General features: G+C 71.0%; 15 protein-coding genes and 8 pseudogenes. 9 read left to right on the forward strand and 14 right to left on the reverse strand.

The window, feature by feature from the left end; genetic code table 11:
- Positions 1–57: 57 nt before the first annotated feature.
- From ACQ86J_RS09435 to ACQ86J_RS09445, 3 genes and pseudogenes are all read right to left on the reverse strand, one after another.
- Positions 58–705, reverse strand: a pseudogene (locus tag ACQ86J_RS09435) (DUF3140 domain-containing protein); the annotation flags it as partial.
- A gap of 90 nt (positions 706–795) precedes the next feature.
- Positions 796–1,560, reverse strand: a complete 765-nt coding sequence (locus tag ACQ86J_RS09440) for an aldose epimerase (RefSeq protein WP_431270916.1) — start codon at positions 1,558–1,560, stop codon at positions 796–798.
- A complete protein-coding gene (locus tag ACQ86J_RS09445; protein ID WP_431270917.1) occupies positions 1,500–2,519 on the reverse strand; it encodes an NAD-dependent epimerase/dehydratase family protein in 1,020 nt (339 codons plus the stop codon). The genes ACQ86J_RS09440 and ACQ86J_RS09445 overlap by 61 nt, the downstream gene beginning before the upstream one ends.
- Before the next feature lie 147 nt (positions 2,520–2,666).
- Here ACQ86J_RS09445 and ACQ86J_RS09450 point away from each other — a divergent pair, with 147 nt between their 5' ends.
- From ACQ86J_RS09450 to ACQ86J_RS09475, 6 genes and pseudogenes are all read left to right on the forward strand, one after another.
- Positions 2,667–3,149: a hypothetical protein gene (locus tag ACQ86J_RS09450; RefSeq protein ID WP_431270918.1), complete on the forward strand. Its 483-nt coding sequence runs from the start codon at positions 2,667–2,669 to the stop codon at positions 3,147–3,149.
- Positions 3,122–3,280 (forward strand): hypothetical protein, encoded by a 159-nt coding sequence (locus ACQ86J_RS09455; RefSeq protein WP_431272812.1) that lies wholly within the window; start codon positions 3,122–3,124, stop codon positions 3,278–3,280. The genes ACQ86J_RS09450 and ACQ86J_RS09455 overlap by 28 nt, the downstream gene beginning before the upstream one ends.
- Complete coding sequence (locus ACQ86J_RS09460) at positions 3,226–3,501, forward strand: hypothetical protein (protein ID WP_431272351.1); 276 nt, start codon at positions 3,226–3,228, stop codon at positions 3,499–3,501. The genes ACQ86J_RS09455 and ACQ86J_RS09460 overlap by 55 nt, the downstream gene beginning before the upstream one ends.
- Positions 3,396–3,743 (forward strand): annotated as a pseudogene (locus tag ACQ86J_RS09465) (ABC transporter substrate-binding protein); the annotation flags it as partial. The gene ACQ86J_RS09460 and the pseudogene ACQ86J_RS09465, both read left to right, overlap by 106 nt.
- A gap of 161 nt (positions 3,744–3,904) precedes the next feature.
- Positions 3,905–5,350 (forward strand): MDR family MFS transporter, encoded by a 1,446-nt coding sequence (locus tag ACQ86J_RS09470; RefSeq protein ID WP_431270919.1) that lies wholly within the window; start codon positions 3,905–3,907, stop codon positions 5,348–5,350.
- Positions 5,351–5,424: 74 nt separating this feature from the next.
- Positions 5,425–6,505, forward strand: a pseudogene (locus ACQ86J_RS09475) (TRAP transporter substrate-binding protein).
- Here the strand turns inward: ACQ86J_RS09475 and ACQ86J_RS09480 are convergent.
- The 7 genes and pseudogenes from ACQ86J_RS09480 to atpH form a co-directional block, all read right to left on the reverse strand.
- The gene (locus ACQ86J_RS09480; RefSeq protein ID WP_431272352.1) at positions 6,486–7,565 is read right to left on the reverse strand and encodes an endo-1,4-beta-xylanase; all 1,080 of its coding nucleotides are present in this window, start codon (positions 7,563–7,565) and stop codon (positions 6,486–6,488) included. The pseudogene ACQ86J_RS09475 and the gene ACQ86J_RS09480 overlap by 20 nt on opposite strands.
- Before the next feature lie 90 nt (positions 7,566–7,655).
- Positions 7,656–8,459 (reverse strand): annotated as a pseudogene (locus ACQ86J_RS09485) (ferritin family protein); the annotation flags it as partial.
- Positions 8,460–8,709: 250 nt separating this feature from the next.
- Positions 8,710–9,123: an ATP synthase F1 subunit epsilon gene (gene atpC / locus ACQ86J_RS09490; RefSeq protein ID WP_431270920.1), complete on the reverse strand. Its 414-nt coding sequence runs from the start codon at positions 9,121–9,123 to the stop codon at positions 8,710–8,712.
- 62 nt (positions 9,124–9,185) lie between these two features.
- A pseudogene (atpD, locus tag ACQ86J_RS09495) lies at positions 9,186–10,614 on the reverse strand (F0F1 ATP synthase subunit beta).
- Between the two features lie 13 nt (positions 10,615–10,627).
- A pseudogene (locus tag ACQ86J_RS09500) lies at positions 10,628–11,511 on the reverse strand (F0F1 ATP synthase subunit gamma).
- A gap of 26 nt (positions 11,512–11,537) precedes the next feature.
- Positions 11,538–13,041 (reverse strand): annotated as a pseudogene (gene atpA, locus ACQ86J_RS09505) (F0F1 ATP synthase subunit alpha).
- The gene (gene atpH, locus ACQ86J_RS09510; protein WP_431270921.1) at positions 12,923–13,669 is read right to left on the reverse strand and encodes an ATP synthase F1 subunit delta; all 747 of its coding nucleotides are present in this window, start codon (positions 13,667–13,669) and stop codon (positions 12,923–12,925) included. The pseudogene atpA and the gene atpH overlap by 119 nt, the downstream one beginning before the upstream one ends.
- Positions 13,670–13,881: 212 nt before the next feature.
- Here atpH and ACQ86J_RS09515 point away from each other — a divergent pair.
- A pseudogene (locus tag ACQ86J_RS09515) lies at positions 13,882–14,916 on the forward strand (MFS transporter); the annotation flags it as partial.
- Between the two features lie 182 nt (positions 14,917–15,098).
- On the opposite strand, the gene ACQ86J_RS09520 reads toward ACQ86J_RS09515, so the two are convergent.
- The 4 genes from ACQ86J_RS09520 to ACQ86J_RS09535 are packed head-to-tail and all read right to left on the reverse strand — an operon-like array spanning position 15,099 to position 17,330.
- Entirely contained in the window at positions 15,099–15,284 is a 186-nt protein-coding gene (locus tag ACQ86J_RS09520) for a hypothetical protein (RefSeq protein WP_431272353.1), read from the reverse strand.
- Positions 15,212–16,018, reverse strand: coding sequence for a replication restart helicase PriA (gene priA, locus ACQ86J_RS09525; RefSeq protein WP_431270922.1), 807 nt, complete (start codon positions 16,016–16,018; stop codon positions 15,212–15,214). The genes ACQ86J_RS09520 and priA overlap by 73 nt, the downstream gene beginning before the upstream one ends.
- A complete protein-coding gene (locus ACQ86J_RS09530) occupies positions 15,982–16,413 on the reverse strand; it encodes a hypothetical protein (RefSeq protein WP_431270923.1) in 432 nt (143 codons plus the stop codon). Before ACQ86J_RS09530 ends, priA begins: the two co-directional genes overlap by 37 nt.
- Entirely contained in the window at positions 16,338–17,330 is a 993-nt protein-coding gene (locus ACQ86J_RS09535) for a DEAD/DEAH box helicase family protein (protein WP_431270924.1), read from the reverse strand. The genes ACQ86J_RS09530 and ACQ86J_RS09535 overlap by 76 nt, the downstream gene beginning before the upstream one ends.
- Before the next feature lie 83 nt (positions 17,331–17,413).
- Between ACQ86J_RS09535 and fsa the strand changes: the two genes are divergently transcribed.
- Together fsa and ACQ86J_RS09545 are read left to right on the forward strand one after the other, a co-directional pair.
- Positions 17,414–18,070 carry a fructose-6-phosphate aldolase gene (fsa, locus tag ACQ86J_RS09540; RefSeq protein ID WP_431270925.1) on the forward strand — a complete coding sequence of 219 codons (657 nt, stop codon included), beginning with the start codon at positions 17,414–17,416 and terminating at the stop codon, positions 18,068–18,070.
- Positions 18,067–18,744: a DUF484 family protein gene (locus ACQ86J_RS09545; RefSeq protein WP_431270926.1), complete on the forward strand. Its 678-nt coding sequence runs from the start codon at positions 18,067–18,069 to the stop codon at positions 18,742–18,744. Before fsa ends, ACQ86J_RS09545 begins: the two co-directional genes overlap by 4 nt.
- The last annotated feature ends 9 nt before the right edge of the window (positions 18,745–18,753 follow it).

Below are 18,753 nucleotides of genomic sequence, written 5' to 3' on the forward strand. Positions count from 1 at the left end.
CAGTGAATACCGCCAGCGCGTGTGCTCGATGTCGCCATCCGGCCGCTGGGCCAGGTGGCGGCGGATGTAGCCGACCACCTTGTGCCGGAAGGCCTCGTCCGCTTCGTCGCCTTCGAGGATGCCGAGGATCTGCCGGCCCGACTGGTGGCCGACCGCCTCGTCCTCGCCTTCATGCGTCATGCCGACGCTGCGGCTCTCCTCGGTGTCCAGCCAGCGGCGCATCGCCGCGGCGTCCATGTTCACCAGGTCGCGGAAGGCTCGCGCCGCATCATCCCCGGAATCCGCCATGCCGTGTCCTTTCCCTGCCTGCCTGTGCCGCGCCGCCGCGGCCTTGGCCGCGACATCCCGGGGCTGCGCCGAGAATTGCCGGCCCGCCTTGAGGTCGCGGCGCTTGGCGGCGGTGCTGCGGTCGTATTCCTCCGGCGAGAGGCGCTCGCGCGCCGCCTTCGGCAGGTAGCGCTCACCGGTCTCGAGCGACTCCTCGCCCGAACGCGTGTCCCACGCCTCCCGCGTCCATGCCGCCAGGTGGTTGTCGGCCGCCTTCTTCCCGAGATAGCCGCCGCCGCGGCGCTTATACTCGGCGGTGGCGAGCTGCGCCTTGCGCGCCGACCATTGGCCGGGATTGCCGCCCTTGTCGCCCGCGGTGATCTCGGACTTCACGCTCTCCCAGAGTGCGGGATCGGATTTGCGTGCGACGCCGGCCATTCTGCATCCCGTGTGTGGCGGTTGCGGCTGGCAACGTCACGACACGGCAAGCGTTCCCATGCGCCGCCACGGCCGGCGCGCAATCCGCGCTCAGCCGATGGCGGCGATGCGCAGCGCGGCCCGCAGCGTCCCGCCGGGCGCCAGCAGGCCGAGCGGGCCGAAGCGCGCGAAGTCCGGCCGGTTCGGCGCATCCGGCACATGGCTGACGGGTTCGACGCAGAGGATGTGGCTGCCGGCCGGCGCGAAGACCTGCAGGTTGCGGCCCCAGGCGCCGCTTGCCTCGAGGCGCAGCGCCAGGTCGGGGCGGGCGATCTCGGCCACGCCGTCCCAGCCGGCGAAATGCGTGTCGAGTCCTTCATAGGCCGGCTCCGCGCCATCGACGCCGGAGCTCGGCTGCGCCGCGATCGGCAGGCAGCGGGCATCGCGCGCGAACAGCGTCCGCGCCGCGAAGCGCAGCCGGGTGCCGGCGGGCCTGGCGAAGAAGGGATGCCAGCCGCAGCCGAAGGGGAAGGGCTGCGCGCCGGCATTGGTCATGCTGACGCCGAGCTTGAGGCCCGCCGCCGAGAGCGCCACCTCCAGCCGCGCCTGCCAGTGCCAGGGCACGCCCACCTGCTCCGCATCGCCCTGCTGCAGCAGCACCGCGCGCGACGCATCGGCTTCGGCCACCATCCAGGCGGCATCGCGCACCAGCCCGTGGATCGCGGTCTCGTCGGATGGGCGGTTGACCGGCAGGTGCCAGGTGGTGCCGCCGACCGGCAGGCGGCCCTCGTCCAGCCGATTGGTCCAGGGCGCCATCAGGAAGGCGCCGGCGAAGCTCGCATTCGGGTCGGCGCCGAGCGGCAGGGGCGCCAGCACCTCGGTGCCGCGGCAGGACAGCCGGGCGAAGGCGGCGCCCTGCCCGGGCAGCAGCGTCGCTTCCCACCCGGCCGCGCCGAGCACGAGCGCGCCCGCTGCCGCGGCGCCCGGCTCAGTCGAGATCGAAGGCATCCGCCGCCGAGGGCCTGCCGCGGGAATAGTCGATCGCGGTGTAGCCGCCGCCCTGGTAGCGCTCGATCACCGGGTTGCCCGAGGTGATGTGGCCGACCTTGTCGCGGTACGCTTCCGCACTGTCCGCGCGGCTGCCAGCCGATGCGGTCGCGGTGGTCGCGGCCCCAGAAGCTGGCCGGGTTGTTGGAACACGCCCAGATGACGCAGTGGCCGCTGCGCGGCGCGGTGACCGCGGCCTCGCAGAGCCTCACCAGGTCGGCGAAGGACAGCCAGGTCGCCAGCATCCGCGCCTCCGTCGGCTCCGGGAAGCAGGAGCCGATGCGGAAATTGACGTTCTCGACGCCGTGCTTGTCCCAGTAGGTGCGGCCCATCAGCTCGCCGTAGGCCTTCGACAGCCCGTAGAAGCCGTCCGGCCGGAAGGCGCAGTCGACGTCGAGTTTAGCCGCATTGCCCTGCGGGCGTTCATGGAAGCCGATCGAGTGGTTGGAGGAGGCGAAGATCACCCGGGCGCCCTCCCGCCGCGCCGCCTCGTATACATGGTAAAGGCCCTGGATGTTGGGGCCGAGCACCGTGCCGAAGGGCTGTTCCACGCTGATGCCGCCGAAGTGCAGGATGGCGCCGCAGCCCTCCGCCAGCCGCAGCAGGCCGACGCCGTCCGCCAGGTCCATGCGGGTGAAGCTGGCGCGCTCCGGCAGCGGGTCCGGGAAGGGGGCGAGGTCGGTAAGCCGCAGGGTCCAGCCCAGTGCCGTGAGCTCCCGCGCCAGGACGCGGCCGAGATTGCCGGAGGCTCCGGTGAGGAGGACGGGTTTGTCGGGGGCTGCTGGCATCGAATCTGGCTCCTTCGCGGACGCGCAGACCGCACCGCGGCCGCGACCGGGTGAAGGGCGGCGGGCCGTACGAATATGCTGGCGCCAACCCGGTCGCTTCCGACATGGTAGCGGCAGCCGCAACGACGGCTCCAGGGAGGTTTTCGTATGGACCGTAGAGTATTCCTCGGCGCCGCCGGCGGCGCCGCCGCGCTTGCCACGCCCGCCCTCGCCCAGGCCAATCCCGAAGTCCGCTGGCGCATGCCCAGTTCCTTCCCGCGCAACCTCGATGTGCTCTACGGCAGCTGCGAGCGGCTGAGCCGGCGGGTGGCGGAGCTGACCGACGGCAAGTTCCGCATCACCCCCTCCCCGGCCGGGGAGATCGTGCCGGCGCTGCAGGTGCTGGATCTGGTGCAGCAGGGCTCTGTCGAATGCGGCCATACCCCGGCGCTGTTCTACTACGGCAAGGAGCCGGCGCTGGCCTTCTTCACCTGCGTGCCCTTCGGCATGAACCGCCGGCAGATGGCGGCCTGGATGCGCTACGGCGACGGGCTGGCGCTGGCGAACGAGCTGTTCGGCGCGTTCAATTGCGTCTTCATGATCCCGGCGATACCGGCGTGCAGATGGGCGGCTGGTTCCGGCGGGAGGTGAAGACGCTCGACGACCTGAAGGGCCTCGATCCCGCATCGCCGGCCTGGCCGGGCTGGTGGTGGAGCGGCTCGGCGTGGTGCCGACGCAGATCGCCCCGGGCGACATTTACCCGAGCCTGGAGCGCGGCGTGATCGACGCCGCCGAGTTCATCGGCCCCTATGACGACGAGAAGCTCGGGCTGAACCGATCGCCAAGTACTACTACGCGCCGGGCTTCTGGGAGCCCTCCTCGATGGGCGGCTTCGTCGCCAACAAGCAGGCCTGGGAGAAGCTGCCGCAGCACTACCGCTCGGCGGTCGAGGTCACGCTCGGCGAGATCGACACCGACCAGAACGCCAAGTACGACGCGCTGAACCCGCCGGCGCTGCGCCGCCTGGTCGCGGGCGGCGCGCAGCTGCGCGGCTGGTCGCGGGAGATCCTGCAGGCGGCGTGGCGGGAGGCGCATGGCCTCTACGACGAGACCGCGGCGAAGAACCCGCAGTTCAAGAAGGTGTGGGAGAATTACCGGACCTTCAGGAACGAGCAGTACCAGTGGTTCCGCGTGGCGGAGAATGCCTACGAAAGCTTCGCCTTCGCCGAGGCCGCGCGAGCCTGACGGGCCCTGCCCCGGGCGGCCTGACCGGGGGATCCGGCGGGCGGCGGCGGCGCGGCGTTCCCATCTGAACGCCGCGCAACCGCGGCGCCTCGTCGCCGAAGCGGTTTCGAGCCGGCGGGGCTTCGCGCCCCGCCCCGATCTGCACTAGCCTTGCCGGCATCGTGCGCGACACCCCTGCCCCGCCCATCCCGACCCCGGCCCCGGCCGTCACCTTCAGCCCGGGCGAGGTGCGGCTGATCGTCATGGGGTTGATGCTGGCGCTGTTCCTGTCCAGCCTCGACCAGACCATCGTCGCGACGGCGCTCTCGACCATCGCCGACGATCTCGGCGGCTGGTCGCTGATGCCCTGGGTGGTCAGCGCCTATCTCATCGCCTCCACCGTCACCACGCCGATCTATGGCCGGCTGTCCGACCTCTATGGGCGGCGCCCGGTGCTGCTGGTCTCGATCTCGGTCTTCGCGCTCGGGGCCATCTGCTCGGCGCTGGCGCCGAGCATGGGCGCGCTGGTCGCGGCGCGGGTGCTGCAGGGGCTCGGCGGCGGCGGGCTGCGGGCAATCTCGCTGGCGGTGGTCGGCGACATCCTGCCGCCGCGGGAGCGCGGCCGGGTGCAGGGATACCTGTCGGCCACCTTCGCCACGGCCAATATCGGCGGGCCGGTGCTGGGCGGGCTCTTCGTCGAATACCTGTCCTGGCAATGGATCTTCTGGATCAACCTGCCGCTCGGCGCGGCCGCCTTTGCCGCGACGTACTTCCAGCTTCGCCGCCTGCCGCGACCGAACAAGCGGCCGCGAATCGACTGGCTCGGCGCGCTGCTGATCCTGCTGTCCTGCACCCCGGTGCTGATCGGCATCACCCTGGTGGAGCGCGCCGGGCACTGGGCGGCGCCGGAAGCCTGGGGCTGCTTCGCGCTCGGCGCCGTCTTCCTCGTCTGGCTGATCGCGCAGGAAAGGGTGGCGCCCCAGCCGATGCTGCCGCTGCACCTGTTCAGGAACGGCATCTTCCGCATGGCGATCGCGGTGACCGGCCTGGCGTCGATGGTGATGATGTCGCTGACCGTGCTGGTGCCGCTGCACTACCAGATGGTCGGCGGGCTCTCGGCCAAGGATGCCGGCCTCAGGATGATCGCGATGACGCTCGGCAGCGTCACCGGCAGCTTCCTCGCCGGCCAGGCGGTAACGAAGACCGGGCGCTACCGCTTCCTGACGCTGATCGGGTCGTCGACCGCCACCATCATGTGCCTCGTCATCGCCTGGGCCGGGCTCGGACATTCGCTGCTGCTCGACACTGGCGCGACTCTGCTGCTCGGCCTCGCCTTCGGCTGCCAGTTCTCCCCCATCACCGTCACCATCCAGAATGCGGTCGATCCGCGCGACGGCGGCATCGCGGTGGCCTGCATGATGTTCTTCCGGCTGATGGGCGGCGCCTTCGGGGTGGCGATCCTCTCGGCCCTGCTGCTCGGGCGGCTGCCGGAGCACGGCGCGGCAGCCGATCCCGCGGCGGCGGCGGAAGCCTTCTCCCTGGTCTTCCTGGCCGCGGCCGGCTTCGCCGCGCTGTGCCTGGTCGCGGCGCTGCGGCTGCGGGAGATCCAGCTGCGCGGGCGGGACTGACCAGCGCCGCCGTTGCGCGGCGGGGACTATACATTACACTCCCTACACAAGAATCGTGAGGGAGCCATGTCCGCATGAACCGCCGGTCCATCCTCGGCGCCGCCGCCGCGGCGCCCGTGCTTGCCGCGCCCGCCATCGCCCAGACCCAGAACCCCGAAATCCGCTGGCGGCTGCAGTCGAGCTTTCCGAAGAACCTCGACATCCTGTTCTTCGGCGCCGAGACGATCAGCAAGCGCGTGGCCGAACTCACCGACAACCGCTTCCAGATCCGCGCCTTCTCGGCCGGCGAGATCGCGCCGCCGCTGCAGGTGCTGGACGCGGTGCAGAACGGCACCATCGAATGCGGCCAGACCGCGCTCTACTACTACATCGGCAAGGACCCGGCGCTCAGCTTCTTCACCTCGATGCCCTTCGGCGGGAATTACCGCCAGCAGGGCGCCTGGATGAAGCGCGGCGGCGGCAACGAGCTTCTGCGCCGAGATGCTGAAGGAGTTCAACTGCGTCGGCTTCCTCTGCGGCGACACCGGCACGCAGATGGGCGGCTGGTTCCGCTCCGAGGTGAAGTCGCTGGCCGACATGCAGGGGCTGAAATCCCGCATCGCCGGGCTGGGCGGGCGCGTCTTCCAGCGGATCGGCGCGGTGCCAACCCTGGTGCCGGCCTCGGACATCTATCCCTCGCTCGAGCGCGGCACGATCGACGCGGCGGAATTCGTCGGGCCCTATGATGACGAGAAGCTCGGCTTCCACCGCGTGGCGAAATACTACTACGGGCCCGGCTTCTGGGAGCCCTGCGCCCGCGGCCACCTGGTGATCGGCCAGAAGGCCTGGGACCCGCTGCCGGACGCCTACAAGTCGGCCATCCAGGTCGCCTGCATCGAGACCGAGCTGGAGATGATGGCGCGCTACGACCACCAGAACCCGCCCGCGCTGCGCCGGCTGGTGGCGGCCGGCGCCCAGCTGCGCGCTTGGCCGCGCGACGTGCTGCAGGCGGCCTGGAAGACGACACACGAGATGTTCGAGGAGATGTCGTCCAAGGACGCGCGGTTCAAGCGGATCTGGGAGAGCTACAAGCCCTACCGCGACGACCAATTCCAATGGGCGCGCATCGCCGACAACGCCTACGACAATTCCGCCTTCAGCGCGGCGGCGCGGTAGCCCCCGTCTCGAACACCCGGGCCAGCGCCTGCCACATCGGCTTCCGCCGTCCCTCGGCATCCAGCGGCAGGCCGCGATGGATGCCGCCATCCTTGCGGGCGACGTCCTTGTCCGTCGCCAGCCAGCTATCCCTGTCGGACAGGCCCCAGGTCAGCACGGTGCGGCAGCCTTCCGCCAGCGCCGTGCCGACCACCGCCTCCACCCGCGCCGCCACCAGCGCGTCCCGCGCCGCCAGGTCGGGCGGCACCACCGCGGCTTCCCGCAGGTCGAGCTCGGTCAGCAGGATCGCCAGGCCAAGCCCGCGCACCTCGCGCAGGAAGGCGGCGAAGGGCTCGGGCCGGAAGGGCTCGTCCATGATCAGGTGCGCCTGGATGCCGAGCGCATCCACCGGCACCCGCGCCGCCACCATCCGCCGTAGCAGCCGCAGCACGCGCTGGCGCTTCTCCTCGGCGAAGGGCGTGTCGCCCTCGACCCCGTAGTCGTTGTAGGTCAGCCGCAGGGTGCGGTCGCGCTCGCGCGCCAGCTGGAAGGCGAGATCGACGTATCCGGGGCCGAGCGCCCGCAGCCAGGGCGTGTCGCGGAGGTCGCCGACCGCCGGCGTGTTTTCGGTGAAGGGGCCGCCGGCATTCGCCACCGCCTCGTTCACCACGTCCCAGTCGCGGATGGCCGGGGCGGTGCGGGACAGCACGGCATCCAGATGCGCCGCGAGCAGGGCGCGGGCACGGGCCGGCCCCGCCGCCAGGGCCGGGGCCAGCCAGTCCGGCATCGCCTGGTGCCAGATCAGGGCATGGCCGCGCACCTGCTGGGCGTTGCGCGCGGCGAACTCCAGCACGGCGCCGAGCGGAGCGAAGTCGAACCGCCCCTCCTCCGGCTGCAGCGCCGCCCACTTGCCCTCCCATTCGGGAACCAGCAGCTGCGGCTCGGTCGCCATCTGCCGGGCATAGGCGGCATCCGCCAGCCGGCCGGTATTGATGGCGGCGCCGAACAGGATGCCGCGCGGCCGCGCCAGGGCGGCAAGGCCCCGGGCCGGCTGGGCCAGGCTTGCGGGCGCGAGCATCATGCCTCCCGCGCCAGCGAGGAGGTCGCGGCGGCGCGGGCGCAGGTCAGGCGGCCTGGGCCAGGGCGGGGCGCTCTCCTGCCGCAGCGCCGCGCGGAACCGGTCGCGCCGCCAGCACAGCAGCCGCCAGGCGCCCCGCGCCGCGAGATCAGAGAGCCGGCCGCGCGGCTCGAGCCCGATCGATTTGAAAACCATGCCCATGCCACGCTCTATATGTCGGAACCGGTAAAAATTCATGGCACGGCCCATATAGCCGGCGATGCAGCGGTCATGGCTGTAGGGGATCGCGGGATCCTCGTTCGAGCAATGGAAGGCGAAGGCGAGCTCGTCGTCCTCCGATCTGCCGATCCGCCCGGCGGCGACCTTCAGCCGCTGCAGGAAGGACAGGTCCTCCCGCGCCAGGTAGCGCTTCATGTGGTCGTAGAAGAGCTTGAAGTGGCGGTACTCGTCGGCGGCGATCAGCCGGCAGACCTCCTTCAGCACCGGCTCCTCGGTCGCCTCGGCCAGCGCGGTGTAGTAGCTGCTGGTCCCGGTCTCGACCATGCAGCGGGCAATCAGCTCCTCGGTGCGGGAGCCGCGGATCGAGGCATCGGCGTTGATGTCGATCTTATAGCCGGCGCGATAACGCGCGAAGGCCTCGGCATAGTTCCAGCCCGGATCGGCAAGCTCACCCCAGCGGCCCAGCGCGTCGCCGTGCTGGATCTCCTCCACCGCCCAGTTCTCGGCGGCGAGGTGGAAATCCGGGTCGTCGCAGAAGACCCGCTTCAGATAGAGCGCATAGTCGTCGCCGTTGCGCTCGACCATCGCCGCCGCCTTCACCAGGGGCACGATCTCCGGGTCCAGCTTCGACGGATCGAAGCGGTCCCACCCTACCTGGTCGACACGCCAGTGCTTCATGCTGTCCCCATGGCCCGCGGCGGGCCGGTCATCCCCTTCGTCGCGCGGTGGCAGGCCATCGCGCAGGGCCACGGCAACGTCGCCATCCCCCGCATGTTCGCCAAGGCGGCCGGGGATTCAAGCGGCGTGGCGCCCCAGACACAGCGTTGCCAGCAAAAAGCCGCATTGTGGCGCGAAGGCTATGCGGCCGATACGAAAAGGGCCGGGGCGCTGCCGCCCCGGCCCTTTCGACTGAGTGCCGAGCCGTCGTTCAGGCCGCCTGGGCAGCGTCCAGCATGGCGCGGGCCGCCAGCAGCCGCTCCAGCGCCGCGTCGCGCCGGGTCTCGGCATCGGTGGGCGAGACCTCCTTAAGCGCCGCCTCGGCCTCCGCGATGCGGCGCTCGGCCGCGGCACGGGACAGGCTCGCCAGCGGGGTGGCCTCGTCGGCCAGCACGGTGACGCGCTCCGGCGAGACCTCGGCGAAGCCGCCGCCAACAAAGAGCTTCTCGGTCTCCGCGCCGTTCTCCCGCACGCGGATCACGCCGCCGCGAAGCGTGACGATCATCGGCGAGTGGCCGGGCAGCACGCCCATCTCGCCTTCGGCGGCGGGGATGGTCGCCATCTCGACCTGGCGGGAGAGCAGCAGCTTCTCCGGCGAGACGAGTTCAAGCAGGAAGGTAGCCATGATGTGCTCCTCGGCAGGGTCGGCCCGGCCGGCTCGCGCCGGGCCGGACCTGTCCCGCTAGATCAGGCCGCGGCCTTCAGGGTCTCGCCCTTCTTCACCGCTTCCTCGATCGTGCCGACCATGTAGAAGGCGGCTTCCGGCAGGTGGTCGTACTCGCCCGAGGTGATCGCGGCGAAGCTGCGGATGGTATCCTCCAGCTTCACGAAGACACCTCGGGGTGCCGGTGAAGACCTCGGCCACGTGGAAGGGCTGGCTGAGGAAGCGCTGGATCTTGCGGGCGCGCGCCACGACCAGCTTGTCCTCTTCCGAGAGCTCGTCCATGCCAAGGATGGCGATGATGTCCTGCAGCGACTTGTAGGTCTGCAGGATGCGCTGCACCTCGCGGGCGACGCGGTAGTGCTCCTCACCCACGATCCGCGGGTCGAGGGCGCGGGAGGTGCTGTCCAGCGGATCGACGGCCGGGAAGATGCCGAGCTCGGCGATCGAGCGGTTCAGCGTCGTGGTGGCGTCGAGGTGGGCGAAGGAGGTGGCCGGCGCCGGGTCGGTCAGGTCGTCGGCCGGCACGTAGATGGCCTGCACCGAGGTGATCGACCCCTTCTTCGTCGAGGTGATCCGCTCCTGCAGCGCGCCCATGTCGGTGGCCAGCGTCGGCTGGTAGCCCACCGCCGAGGGGATGCGGCCGAGCAGCGCGGACACTTCCGCGCCCGCCTGGGTGAAGCGGAAGATGTTGTCGATGAAGAACAGCACGTCCTGGCCCTGCTCGTCGCGGAAGTATTCCGCGACCGAGAGGCCGGACAGCGCGACGCGGGCGCGGGCGCCCGGCGGCTCGTTCATCTGGCCATAGACCAGCGCCACCTTGGAGCCTTCGGTGTTGCCCTCGCCGAGCTTGATGACGCCGGCATCGACCATCTCGTGGTAGAGGTCGTTGCCCTCGCGGGTGCGCTCGCCGACGCCGGCGAAGACCGACACGCCGCCATGGCCCTTGGCGATGTTGTTGATCAGTTCCTGGATGGTCACGGTCTTGCCCACGCCGGCGCCGCCGAACAGGCCGATCTTGCCGCCCTTGATGTAGGGGGCGAGCAGGTCGATGACCTTGATGCCGGTGACGAGGATCTCGGCCGCGGTGGCCTGCTCCTCGAAGGCCGGGGCCTCGCGGTGGATGGTGTAGGTCTTCTCGGCCGGGACCGGGCCGCGCTCGTCGATCGGCTGGCCGATGACGTTCATGATGCGGCCGAGGGTGCCGTTGCCGACCGGCACGGAGATGCCGGCGCCGGTGTCGACCACTTCCTGGCCGCGGACCAGGCCGTCGGTCATGTCCATGGCGATGCAGCGGACGGTGCGCTCGCCCAAATGCTGCGCGACCTCGAGGACCAGCGTGTTGTCGCCGTTCTTTGTGGTCAGCGCGTTCAGGATGGCCGGCAGCTCGCCCGGGAACTGCACGTCCACCACGGCGCCAAGGACCTGGGCGATCTGCCCGACGTTGTTCTTCATCGTGCGAATCCCTTTAGAGCGCTTCGGCGCCGGAGATGATCTCGATCAGCTCGCGGGTGATGTTGGCCTGGCGCGTGCGGTTGTAGTTGAGCGTCAGTCGGTTGATCATGTCGCCGGCGTTGCGCGTCGCGTTGTCCATCGCGGTCATCTGGCTTCCGTAGAAGCCGGCGGTGCTTTCCAGCACGGCGCGGTAGATCTGGATGGCCAGGTTGCGCGGCAGCAGCGAGGCGAGGATGGCCTCCTCGTCCGGCTCGTAGTCGTAGAGCGCCTGCGGGCCGGTGGCGGCGACCGCCTGGCCTTCCGGCAGCGGCGCCGGGATCAGCCGCTGGTCCGTCGGGATCTGGCTGATCACGTTCTGGAAGCGGTTGTAGATCAGCGAGCAGACGTCGAACTCGCCGGCCTCCAGCATCTCGGTCACCCGGACCGCGACGCTCTCGGCATCGGTGAACTCGATCCGCTTCTTGCCCATGAAGCTGATCTCGCCGGCGAAGCGGCTGGCGAATTCGCGCTTCAGGTAGGACGCGCCCTTGCGGCCCACCGTCAGGATCTTCACCACCTTGCCATCGGCCTCGAGCGCCCGGATGCGGGCGCGGGCAAGGCGCCCGACATTGGTGTTGAAGCCGCCGGCCAGGCCGCGATCGGCCGTCACCACCACCAGCAGGTGCACCCGGTCGGCCCCGGTGCCGACCAGCATCTGCGGCGCGCCGGGGTGGACGCCACCGCCGCGCCGAGGGAGGCGAGGATCGCCTCCATCCGCTCGGCATAGGGGCGTGCCGCCTCGGCCTGCGCCTGGGCGCGGCGAAGCTTCGCCGCCGCTACCATCTTCATCGCCTGCGTGATCTTCCGCGTGTTCTTCACGCTGTTGATCCGCATGCGCAGATCCTTGAGGCTCGCCATCGGCTAGTCCCTTCCGCTGACGGCCTTCAGGCCGCGAAGGACTTGGCGAAGCCGTCGAGGAAGGCGACCAGCTTGTCCTCGGTCGGCTTCTTGATCTCGCGGTCGGTGCGGATCGCCTCGAGGATCCCGGGCGCTGCCGACTTCAACTCGCCCAGCATCCGCGATTCGAACTGGCCCACCGCGTTCACCGGGATGCGGTCCAGGTAGCCGCGGGTGCCGGCGAAGATCGACACCACCTGCTCCTCGACCGGAACCGGCTTGAACTGCGGCTGCTTCAGCAGCTCGGTCAGGCGGGCACCACGGGCCAGCAGCGCCTGGGTCGAGGCGTCGAGGTCCGAGGAGAACTGCGCGAAGGCCGCCATCTCGCGGTACTGCGCGAGCTCCAGCTTGATCTTGCCGGCGACCTGCTTCATCGCCTTGATCTGCGCCGAGGAGCCGACGCGCGACACCGAGAGGCCGACATTCACGGCCGGGCGGATGCCCTTGAAGAAGAGCTCCGTCTCCAGGAAGATCTGGCCGTCGGTGATGCTGATGACGTTGGTCGGGATATAGGCCGAGACGTCGCCGGCCTGGGTCTCGATCACCGGCAGCGCGGTCAGCGAGCCATTGCCGAAATCGTCGTTCATCTTCGCCGCGCGCTCGAGCAGGCGGCTGTGCAGGTAGAAGACGTCGCCCGGATAGGCCTCACGGCCCGGCGGACGGCGCAGCAGCAGCGACATCTGGCGATAGGCGACGGCCTGCTTCGACAGGTCGTCGTAGAAGATGACCGCGTGCATGCCGTTGTCGCGGAAGAACTCGCCCATGGTGCAGCCGGTGTACGGCGCCAGGAACTGCATCGGCGCCGGGTCGGAGGCGGTGGCGGCGACGATGATCGAGTACTCGAGCGCGCCGTTCTCTTCGAGGGTGCGAACCAGCTGGGCGACGGTGGAGCGCTTCTGCCCGACCGCGACATAGATGGTGTAGAGCTTCTTGCTCTCGTCGGTCCCGGCGTTGATCGGCTTCTGGTTGATGATGGTGTCGATGATGACGGCGGTCTTGCCGGTCTGGCGATCGCCGATCACCAGCTCGCGCTGGCCGCGGCCGATCGGGATCAGGGCGTCGATCGCCTTGATGCCGGTCTGCATCGGCTCGTGCACCGACTTGCGCGGGATGATGCCCGGCGCCTTCACCTCGACGCGCATGCGCGTCACGTCGGTGAGCGGGCCCTTGCCGTCGATCGGGTTGCCGAGGCCGTCGACCACGCGGCCGAGCAGGCCGCGGCCGGCGGGCACGTCGACGATGTCGCCGGTGCGCTGGACGGTATCGCCTTCCTTGACGCCACGGTCGTCGCCGAAGATCACGATGCCGACGTTGTCGTGCTCGAGGTTTAGCGCCATGCCCTTGATGCCGGCGCTGGGGAACAGCACCAGCTTCACCGGCCATGACGTTCTGCAGGCCGTAGACGCGGGCGATGCCGTCGCCGACCGTCAGCACGGTGCCAACCTCGGCAACGTTCGCCTCGGTGTCGAAGCCGGCGATCTGCTGCTTCAGGATTTCCGAGATCTCTGCGGGACGGATGTCCATGGTCAGGCGGCCCCTTCATAGCGTACTGCAGGCGCTGCAGCTTGGATTTGATGCTGTTGTCATAGAGCCGCGAGCCGATCCGCAGGATCAGCCCGCCGAGGATCGAGGGATCCACCTGCTCGGAGAGTTTGACGCCGGAGAACCCGGCCTCGGTCAACCGCGCGCTCAGCTGGGCGCGCTGCGTGTCGTTCAGCGGATGCGCGCTGGTGACCTGGGCGAGCTGCTGGCCGCGCCGGCCCGCGAGCAGCGTCCCGAAGGCCTGCGCGACCTCCGGCAGCTGGCCGAGCCGGCGGTTGGCGATCAGCACGCCGACCAGGTTGCGGACCTCGCCGCCGATGCCGGCACGGTCGAGGATGGCGAAGGCGCCCTTCTTCTGCGACACGCTGTCGAGCCGGGGATCGGCGACGAAGGCGCGGAAGCCCTCGTCGTCGCGCCACAGCGCAAAGAGGCGGTCGAGATCGGCAGCGATGCGGTCCACGGTCCCCGGATCCGTCTGGCGACGGTCATCCGCAAGGCCCAGCAGGGCGAGCGCATAGCGCCCGGCCAGGCCGGAGGGGTTGGACGCAGAGTCGGAGATGGTCTCGGCGGAGGCCACGGGCTTTCCCGGTCCTGTTCCTGAAGGTGCGCGTGCGCGGGTCCGCCACCAGGCTTCCGTCCGGCGCGGCGCGAGGCCTTTACCATGGGGTTCACGCCCCCGCAATCTGGCGCGGCCGCATCGGTTCGCCTGGCGACGAAGCGGCGAAACTCCCGACGGCGGCAGGATTTCCCGCCGGCCGCGGCCGGAATCGATGGAAGGGCCAGGGGAAAATGGCGCGGCGGGCGGCGGTCTTCTTCGGCTGGCAGGTGGTCGCGGCCGCCTTCGTGGTGGCGGTGTTCAGCTGGGGCATCAATTCCTACGGGCCCTCGGTCTACCTGCATGCCCTGCATGCACGGGAAGGCTGGCCGCTCTCCCTGATCTCGGCGGCGATCACCCTGCATTTCCTGGCCAGCGGCGCCATCGTCACCCGGCTGCCGGCGCTGCACCGGCGTTTCGGCCTGGTGGCGGTGACGCGCGGCGGGCTGCTGGCCTGCGCCGCGGGCGCCCTGGCCTGGGGCCATGCGACGGCACCCTGGCAGATGCTGCCGGCGGCGCTGCTGACCGCGCTCGGCTGGGCGCTGACCAGCGGGGTGGCGATCAATGCCATGGTGGCGCCCTGGTTCGACCGCCGCCGCGGCGCGGCGCTGTCCATGGCCTTCAACGGCGCCAGCTGCGGCGGGGTGCTGTTCACCCCGCTCTGGGCGGCGCTGATCGCCGCCTTCGGCTTCGCCGGCGCCTCCGCCTGGGTGGCGCTGCTGGTGGCCGCCGCCGGCTGGGTGCTGGCCGGCCGCTGGCTGGGCGCCACGCCGGAGTCGCTGGGGCTGCACCCGGACGGCGCGCCGGCGCCGGCGCCGGCGCGGCCGGTCGCCGCCCCGGCCGGGCCGCTCTGGCGCCAGGGCCCGTTCCGCAGCCTGTCGCTGGCCTTCGCGCTCGGCCTCGTCGCGCAGATGGGGCTGCTGACCACGCTGTTCTCGATCCTGGCGCCGGCGCTGGGGGAGGCCGGGGCGGGGCTGGCGATGAGCCTGGCGACCGCCTGCGCCGTGGTGGGCCGGACCGTGGTGGGCGTCGCCCTGCCGCCGGGGCTCGACCGGCGACTGGCGGGCAGCGCGGACTTCCTGCTGCAGGCCACAGGGTGCGGGCTGCTGGTGCTGGCGGGGGACGGCGCGGCGGCGCTGGTCGCGGGCGTGCTGCTGTTCGGCTTCGGGATCGGCAACCTGCTCTCGCTGCCGCCGCTGATCGCCCAGGCGGAATGGCCGGCCGAGCAGGTGGCCGGCGTGCTCGCACTGCTGACCGCGGTGAACCAGGCCTTCTACGCCTTTGGCCCGGCGATCTTCGGCGCCGCGCTGCAGGGCTGGGGCACCGCGGCTGCCGTCGGCCCTAGCGGCAGGGCTGCAGCTGGCGGCGGCCTGGGTGCTGGCGGCGGGGCGGCGCGCCGGCTGAGGGCGGCTCACAGGAACCCCACCGGGTCCACGTCCACCTGCACCCGGACATGGTTGGGCACCGGCACCCGCGCCAGCCATTCGCGCAGAATCGGCTGCACCGCGATGTCGCGCCGCGTCTTCAGCAGCAGCCGGCGGCGGTGCCGGCCGCGCAGCAGGGCGAGCGGCGCCGGCGCCGGGCCGAGCACCTGCACCCCTCCCCGCCCGGCGCCGCCAGGCCCAGGTCGCGCGCGGTGCGGTCGGCCTCCCGCTCCTCCTCGGCCGAGACGATCAGCGCCGCCAGCCGGCCGAAGGGCGGCCAGTGGCCGGGGCGGCGCATCGCCGCCTCCTCCTGCATGAAGGCGGCGAGATCGCCGGAGATCAGCGCCCGCATCACCGGATGCTCAGGCGAGAAGCTCTGCAGCAGCACCCGCCCCGGCGCCTCCGCCCGGCCGGCACGGCCGGCGACCTGGTGCAGTAACTGCACCGTGCGCTCGGCTGCCCTCAAATCGCCACCGCCCAGGCCGAGATCGGCATCGACCACGCCGACCAGGGTAAGGTGCGGAAAATGCCAGCCCTTGGCGACGATCTGCGTGCCGATGATGAGGTCCACCTCGCGCTCCTGGATGGCCCGCGCCGCCTCGGCCGCCGCCGCCGGGCCGGGCAGGGTATCGGAGGCCATGACCAGCCGCCTTGCGTCAGGCCAAAGCGCGTTGGCCTCCTCCATGACACGCTCCACCCCGGGACCGACTGCGGTCAGGCTGTTCGCGGTGCCGCATTCCGGGCACTCGGCGGGAGGGGTTCGGCATGGCCGCAATGGTGGCATTGCAGCAGGCGCTTGGCGCGATGCTCCACCAGCCAGGGCGGTGCAGTTCGGGCAGCGCATCCGGTGGCCGCAATGGCGGCAGAGCGTCAGCGGGGCGTAGCCGCGGCGGTTGAGGAAGAGCATGGCCTGCTCCCCCGCTCCAGCGTCGCCGTCACCGCCTCGACCAGCGGCGGCGCCAGGAAGCGGCCGCGCTCCGGCGGGGTGCGGCGCAGGTCCACCACCTCGACCGCCGGCAGGCTGGCGCCGCCATGGCGTTCCGGCAGGTCGAGCGCGGCGTAGCGCCCGGCCTCCACATTGGTCAGGCTCTCGAGGCTCGGGGTGGCGGAGACCAGCACGCAGGCGGCCTGCGACAGCCGGGCACGGACCACCGCCATGTCGCGGGCGTGGTAGACCACGCCCTCCTCCTGCTTGAAGGCGGTCTCGTGCTCCTCGTCCACGACGATCAGGCCGAGTTCCGGGAAGGGCAGGAACAGCGCGCTGCGGGCGCCGACGACGACCGGCGCCTCGCCCTCCGCCACCGCCCGCCAGGTGTCGCGCCGGGTGCGGGCGGTGATCTCGGAATGCCACAGGGCGGGGCTACGCCGAAGCGCGCCTGGAAGCGTTCGAGCCATTGCGCGGAGAGCGCGATCTCCGGCAGCAGGACCAGCGCCCGACGGCCGCGGGCCAGGCATTCGGCGACGGCATCCAGGTAGACCTCGGTCTTGCCCGAGCCGGTGACGCCGGTCAGCAGCGTGACGCCGAAGCGGTGCGCCGCGACCTTGTCGCGCAACGCCGCGCCGGCGGCAGCCTGGGCAGGACCCAGCGCCGGGCCGGGATGGCGCGGATCGGGCCGGGCGAAGCGGCTGGCCCTCGGCAGCAGGGCCGGGCGCAGCAGCCCGTTCTCCGCCATGCCGCGCAGCACGCCGAGCGAGACCCCGGCGGCCTGCGCCAGCAGGGCGCCGGCATGCACTTCCCCCGGGCTCAGCACGTCGAGCACCCGCTGGCGTTCCGGGGTGATCCGCGGCCGGCTGTTGCCGGGCGGGGCCAGGGTCCAGCCGGCCTGCGGCGTCGGGGCCTCCAGCGCCGCCGGCACGCTCATCGCCATCCGCAGCACGGCGCCCGGCGGGCTCAGCGTGTAGGCCGCCACCCAGTCGACGAAGCGGCGCAGGCTGGCGGTCATCGGCGGCGCCGGCAACACGGCGGAAACCGGCTTCAGCCGACGATCGGGAACGGGATTTGCCTCCGGAACCTCGGCCGCGTCCCAGACCACCCCCGTTACTTCTCTTTGGTTGAGTGGAACGGAGACGAATTCCCCTGGACGGAGCACCATGGAAGCAGGCACTGCATAATCATACGCCCCAGCCAGCGGCAGGGGCAGCAGAACGGGTACCCGTGTCCGGCTCGACACGGTAGGCGTGTCTTTCATACCGCGGTGCTTTCCCGAATGGGTGAGCATCGGCTATCCTGTCCCAGAACAAAAACGCAACAATATGCCCTCGCATCGAGTGTTGCGCCCGACATTATAAGGATACCCCGGCCATGAGATTCTTCGTGGACACCGCCGAGGTCTCGGAAATCCGGTCGCTGGCCGAAGCGGGGCTGGTCGATGGCGTCACCACCAATCCCAGCCTGATCGCCAAGTCCGGCCGCAAGATGGCCGAGGTGATCGCCGAGATCTGCGCACTGACCCCCGGCCCCGTCTCGGCCGAGGTCACCGCGACCGAATACGACGACATGCTGGCCGAAGGCCGGTACCTGCGCGAGATCGCCCCCAACGTGGCGGTCAAGGTGCCGCTGACCGAGGCCGGCCTGCGCACCTGCCGGGCCCTGTCGGCCGAGGGCACCCTGGTCAACGTCACGCTCTGCTTCTCCCCTGCCCAGGCGCTGCTGGCCGCCAAGGCCGGCGCCACCTTCATCTCGCCCTTCGTTGGCCGGCTCGATGACATCGCCACCGACGGGATGCAGCTGATCGCGGACATCCTGAAAATATACCGCAACTACCCGCATATTAAGACAGAAGTCCTTGTGGCGTCCATCCGCCACCCCATTCACCTGGTCGAGGCCGCCAAGCTCGGGGCCGAGGTGGCGACGCTGCCGCCCGCCGTCATCCGCCAGCTCCTCAAGCATCCGCTGACCGATAGTGGCCTCGCCGCCTTCCTCGCCGATTGGCGCAAGACCGGCCAGAGCATCCTGTGAACGCGACGCTCTCCGGCGCCAGCGCCGAGACGGTCGCCGAAACCGAGCTGCCCTCGGCCGAGGCGGTGGCCACCTTCCTGCAGGCGCATCCCGAATTCCTGGCGGAACGCCCGGAGCTGTACCGCATCCCGACGCCGCCGCGCCGGGTGCATGGCGAGCGCATCGCCGACCACATGGCGGCGATGCTCGGCGCCGAGCGTCGGCGGGTCCGCAGCCTGGAGGCGGAGGTGGATGCCGCCGTCACCGCCGGCCGTGCCGGCTACGGCCTGACCATCCGGGTCCGGCTCGCGGTGCTGGCGCTGATGCGCAGCACCGACGTGATCGAGACGGTGACGCAGGAGCTGCCGGCGCTGCTGGGCATCGAGACCTGCAACCTGGCGAGCGAGAAGCCCGACCGCCGCGGCATCGTGCCGCTGCCGCGGGGCATGGTCGCCCGGCTGATGGGGCCGGGGCGCGACGCGGTGGTGCGCGCCACGCCGACCGAATGCGAAACGCTGCACGAGGAAGCCGCCTCCCTCGTCGCGCGCGATGCCCTGGTGCGGGTGCCGGTCTGGACCGGCACGCCGACCATCCTGGCGCTCGGGGCGCGCGACCCGCATGCCCTGCCGGCCCGTCAGGCGACCGCCACCCTCGCCTTCCTCGGCCGGGCGGTGGCGGCGGCGCTGGCGCGCTGACGCCGGGCG

The organism is Dankookia sp. P2 (genome assembly GCF_050632255.1).
Classification (GTDB): Bacteria; Pseudomonadota; Alphaproteobacteria; order Acetobacterales; family Acetobacteraceae; genus Paracraurococcus.

Bases quoted from the DNA above. Each gene is read 5' to 3' on its own strand.
- ACQ86J_RS09445 (WP_431270917.1), bottom strand. From the start codon at position 2,519: ATGCCAGCAGCCCCCGACAAACCCGTCCTCCTCACCGGAGCCTCCGGC.
- ACQ86J_RS09450 (WP_431270918.1), top strand. From the start codon at position 2,667: ATGGACCGTAGAGTATTCCTCGGCGCCGCCGGCGGCGCCGCCGCGCTT.
- ACQ86J_RS09455 (WP_431272812.1), top strand. From the start codon at position 3,122: ATGGGCGGCTGGTTCCGGCGGGAGGTGAAGACGCTCGACGACCTGAAG.
- ACQ86J_RS09480 (WP_431272352.1), bottom strand. From the start codon at position 7,565: ATGATGCTCGCGCCCGCAAGCCTGGCCCAGCCGGCCCGGGGCCTTGCC.
- atpC (WP_431270920.1), bottom strand. From the start codon at position 9,123: ATGGCTACCTTCCTGCTTGAACTCGTCTCGCCGGAGAAGCTGCTGCTC.
- priA (WP_431270922.1), bottom strand. From the start codon at position 16,018: ATGCTCTTCCTCAACCGCCGCGGCTACGCCCCGCTGACGCTCTGCCGC.
- ACQ86J_RS09535 (WP_431270924.1), bottom strand. From the start codon at position 17,330: ATGCTCACCCATTCGGGAAAGCACCGCGGTATGAAAGACACGCCTACC.
- fsa (WP_431270925.1), top strand. From the start codon at position 17,414: ATGAGATTCTTCGTGGACACCGCCGAGGTCTCGGAAATCCGGTCGCTG.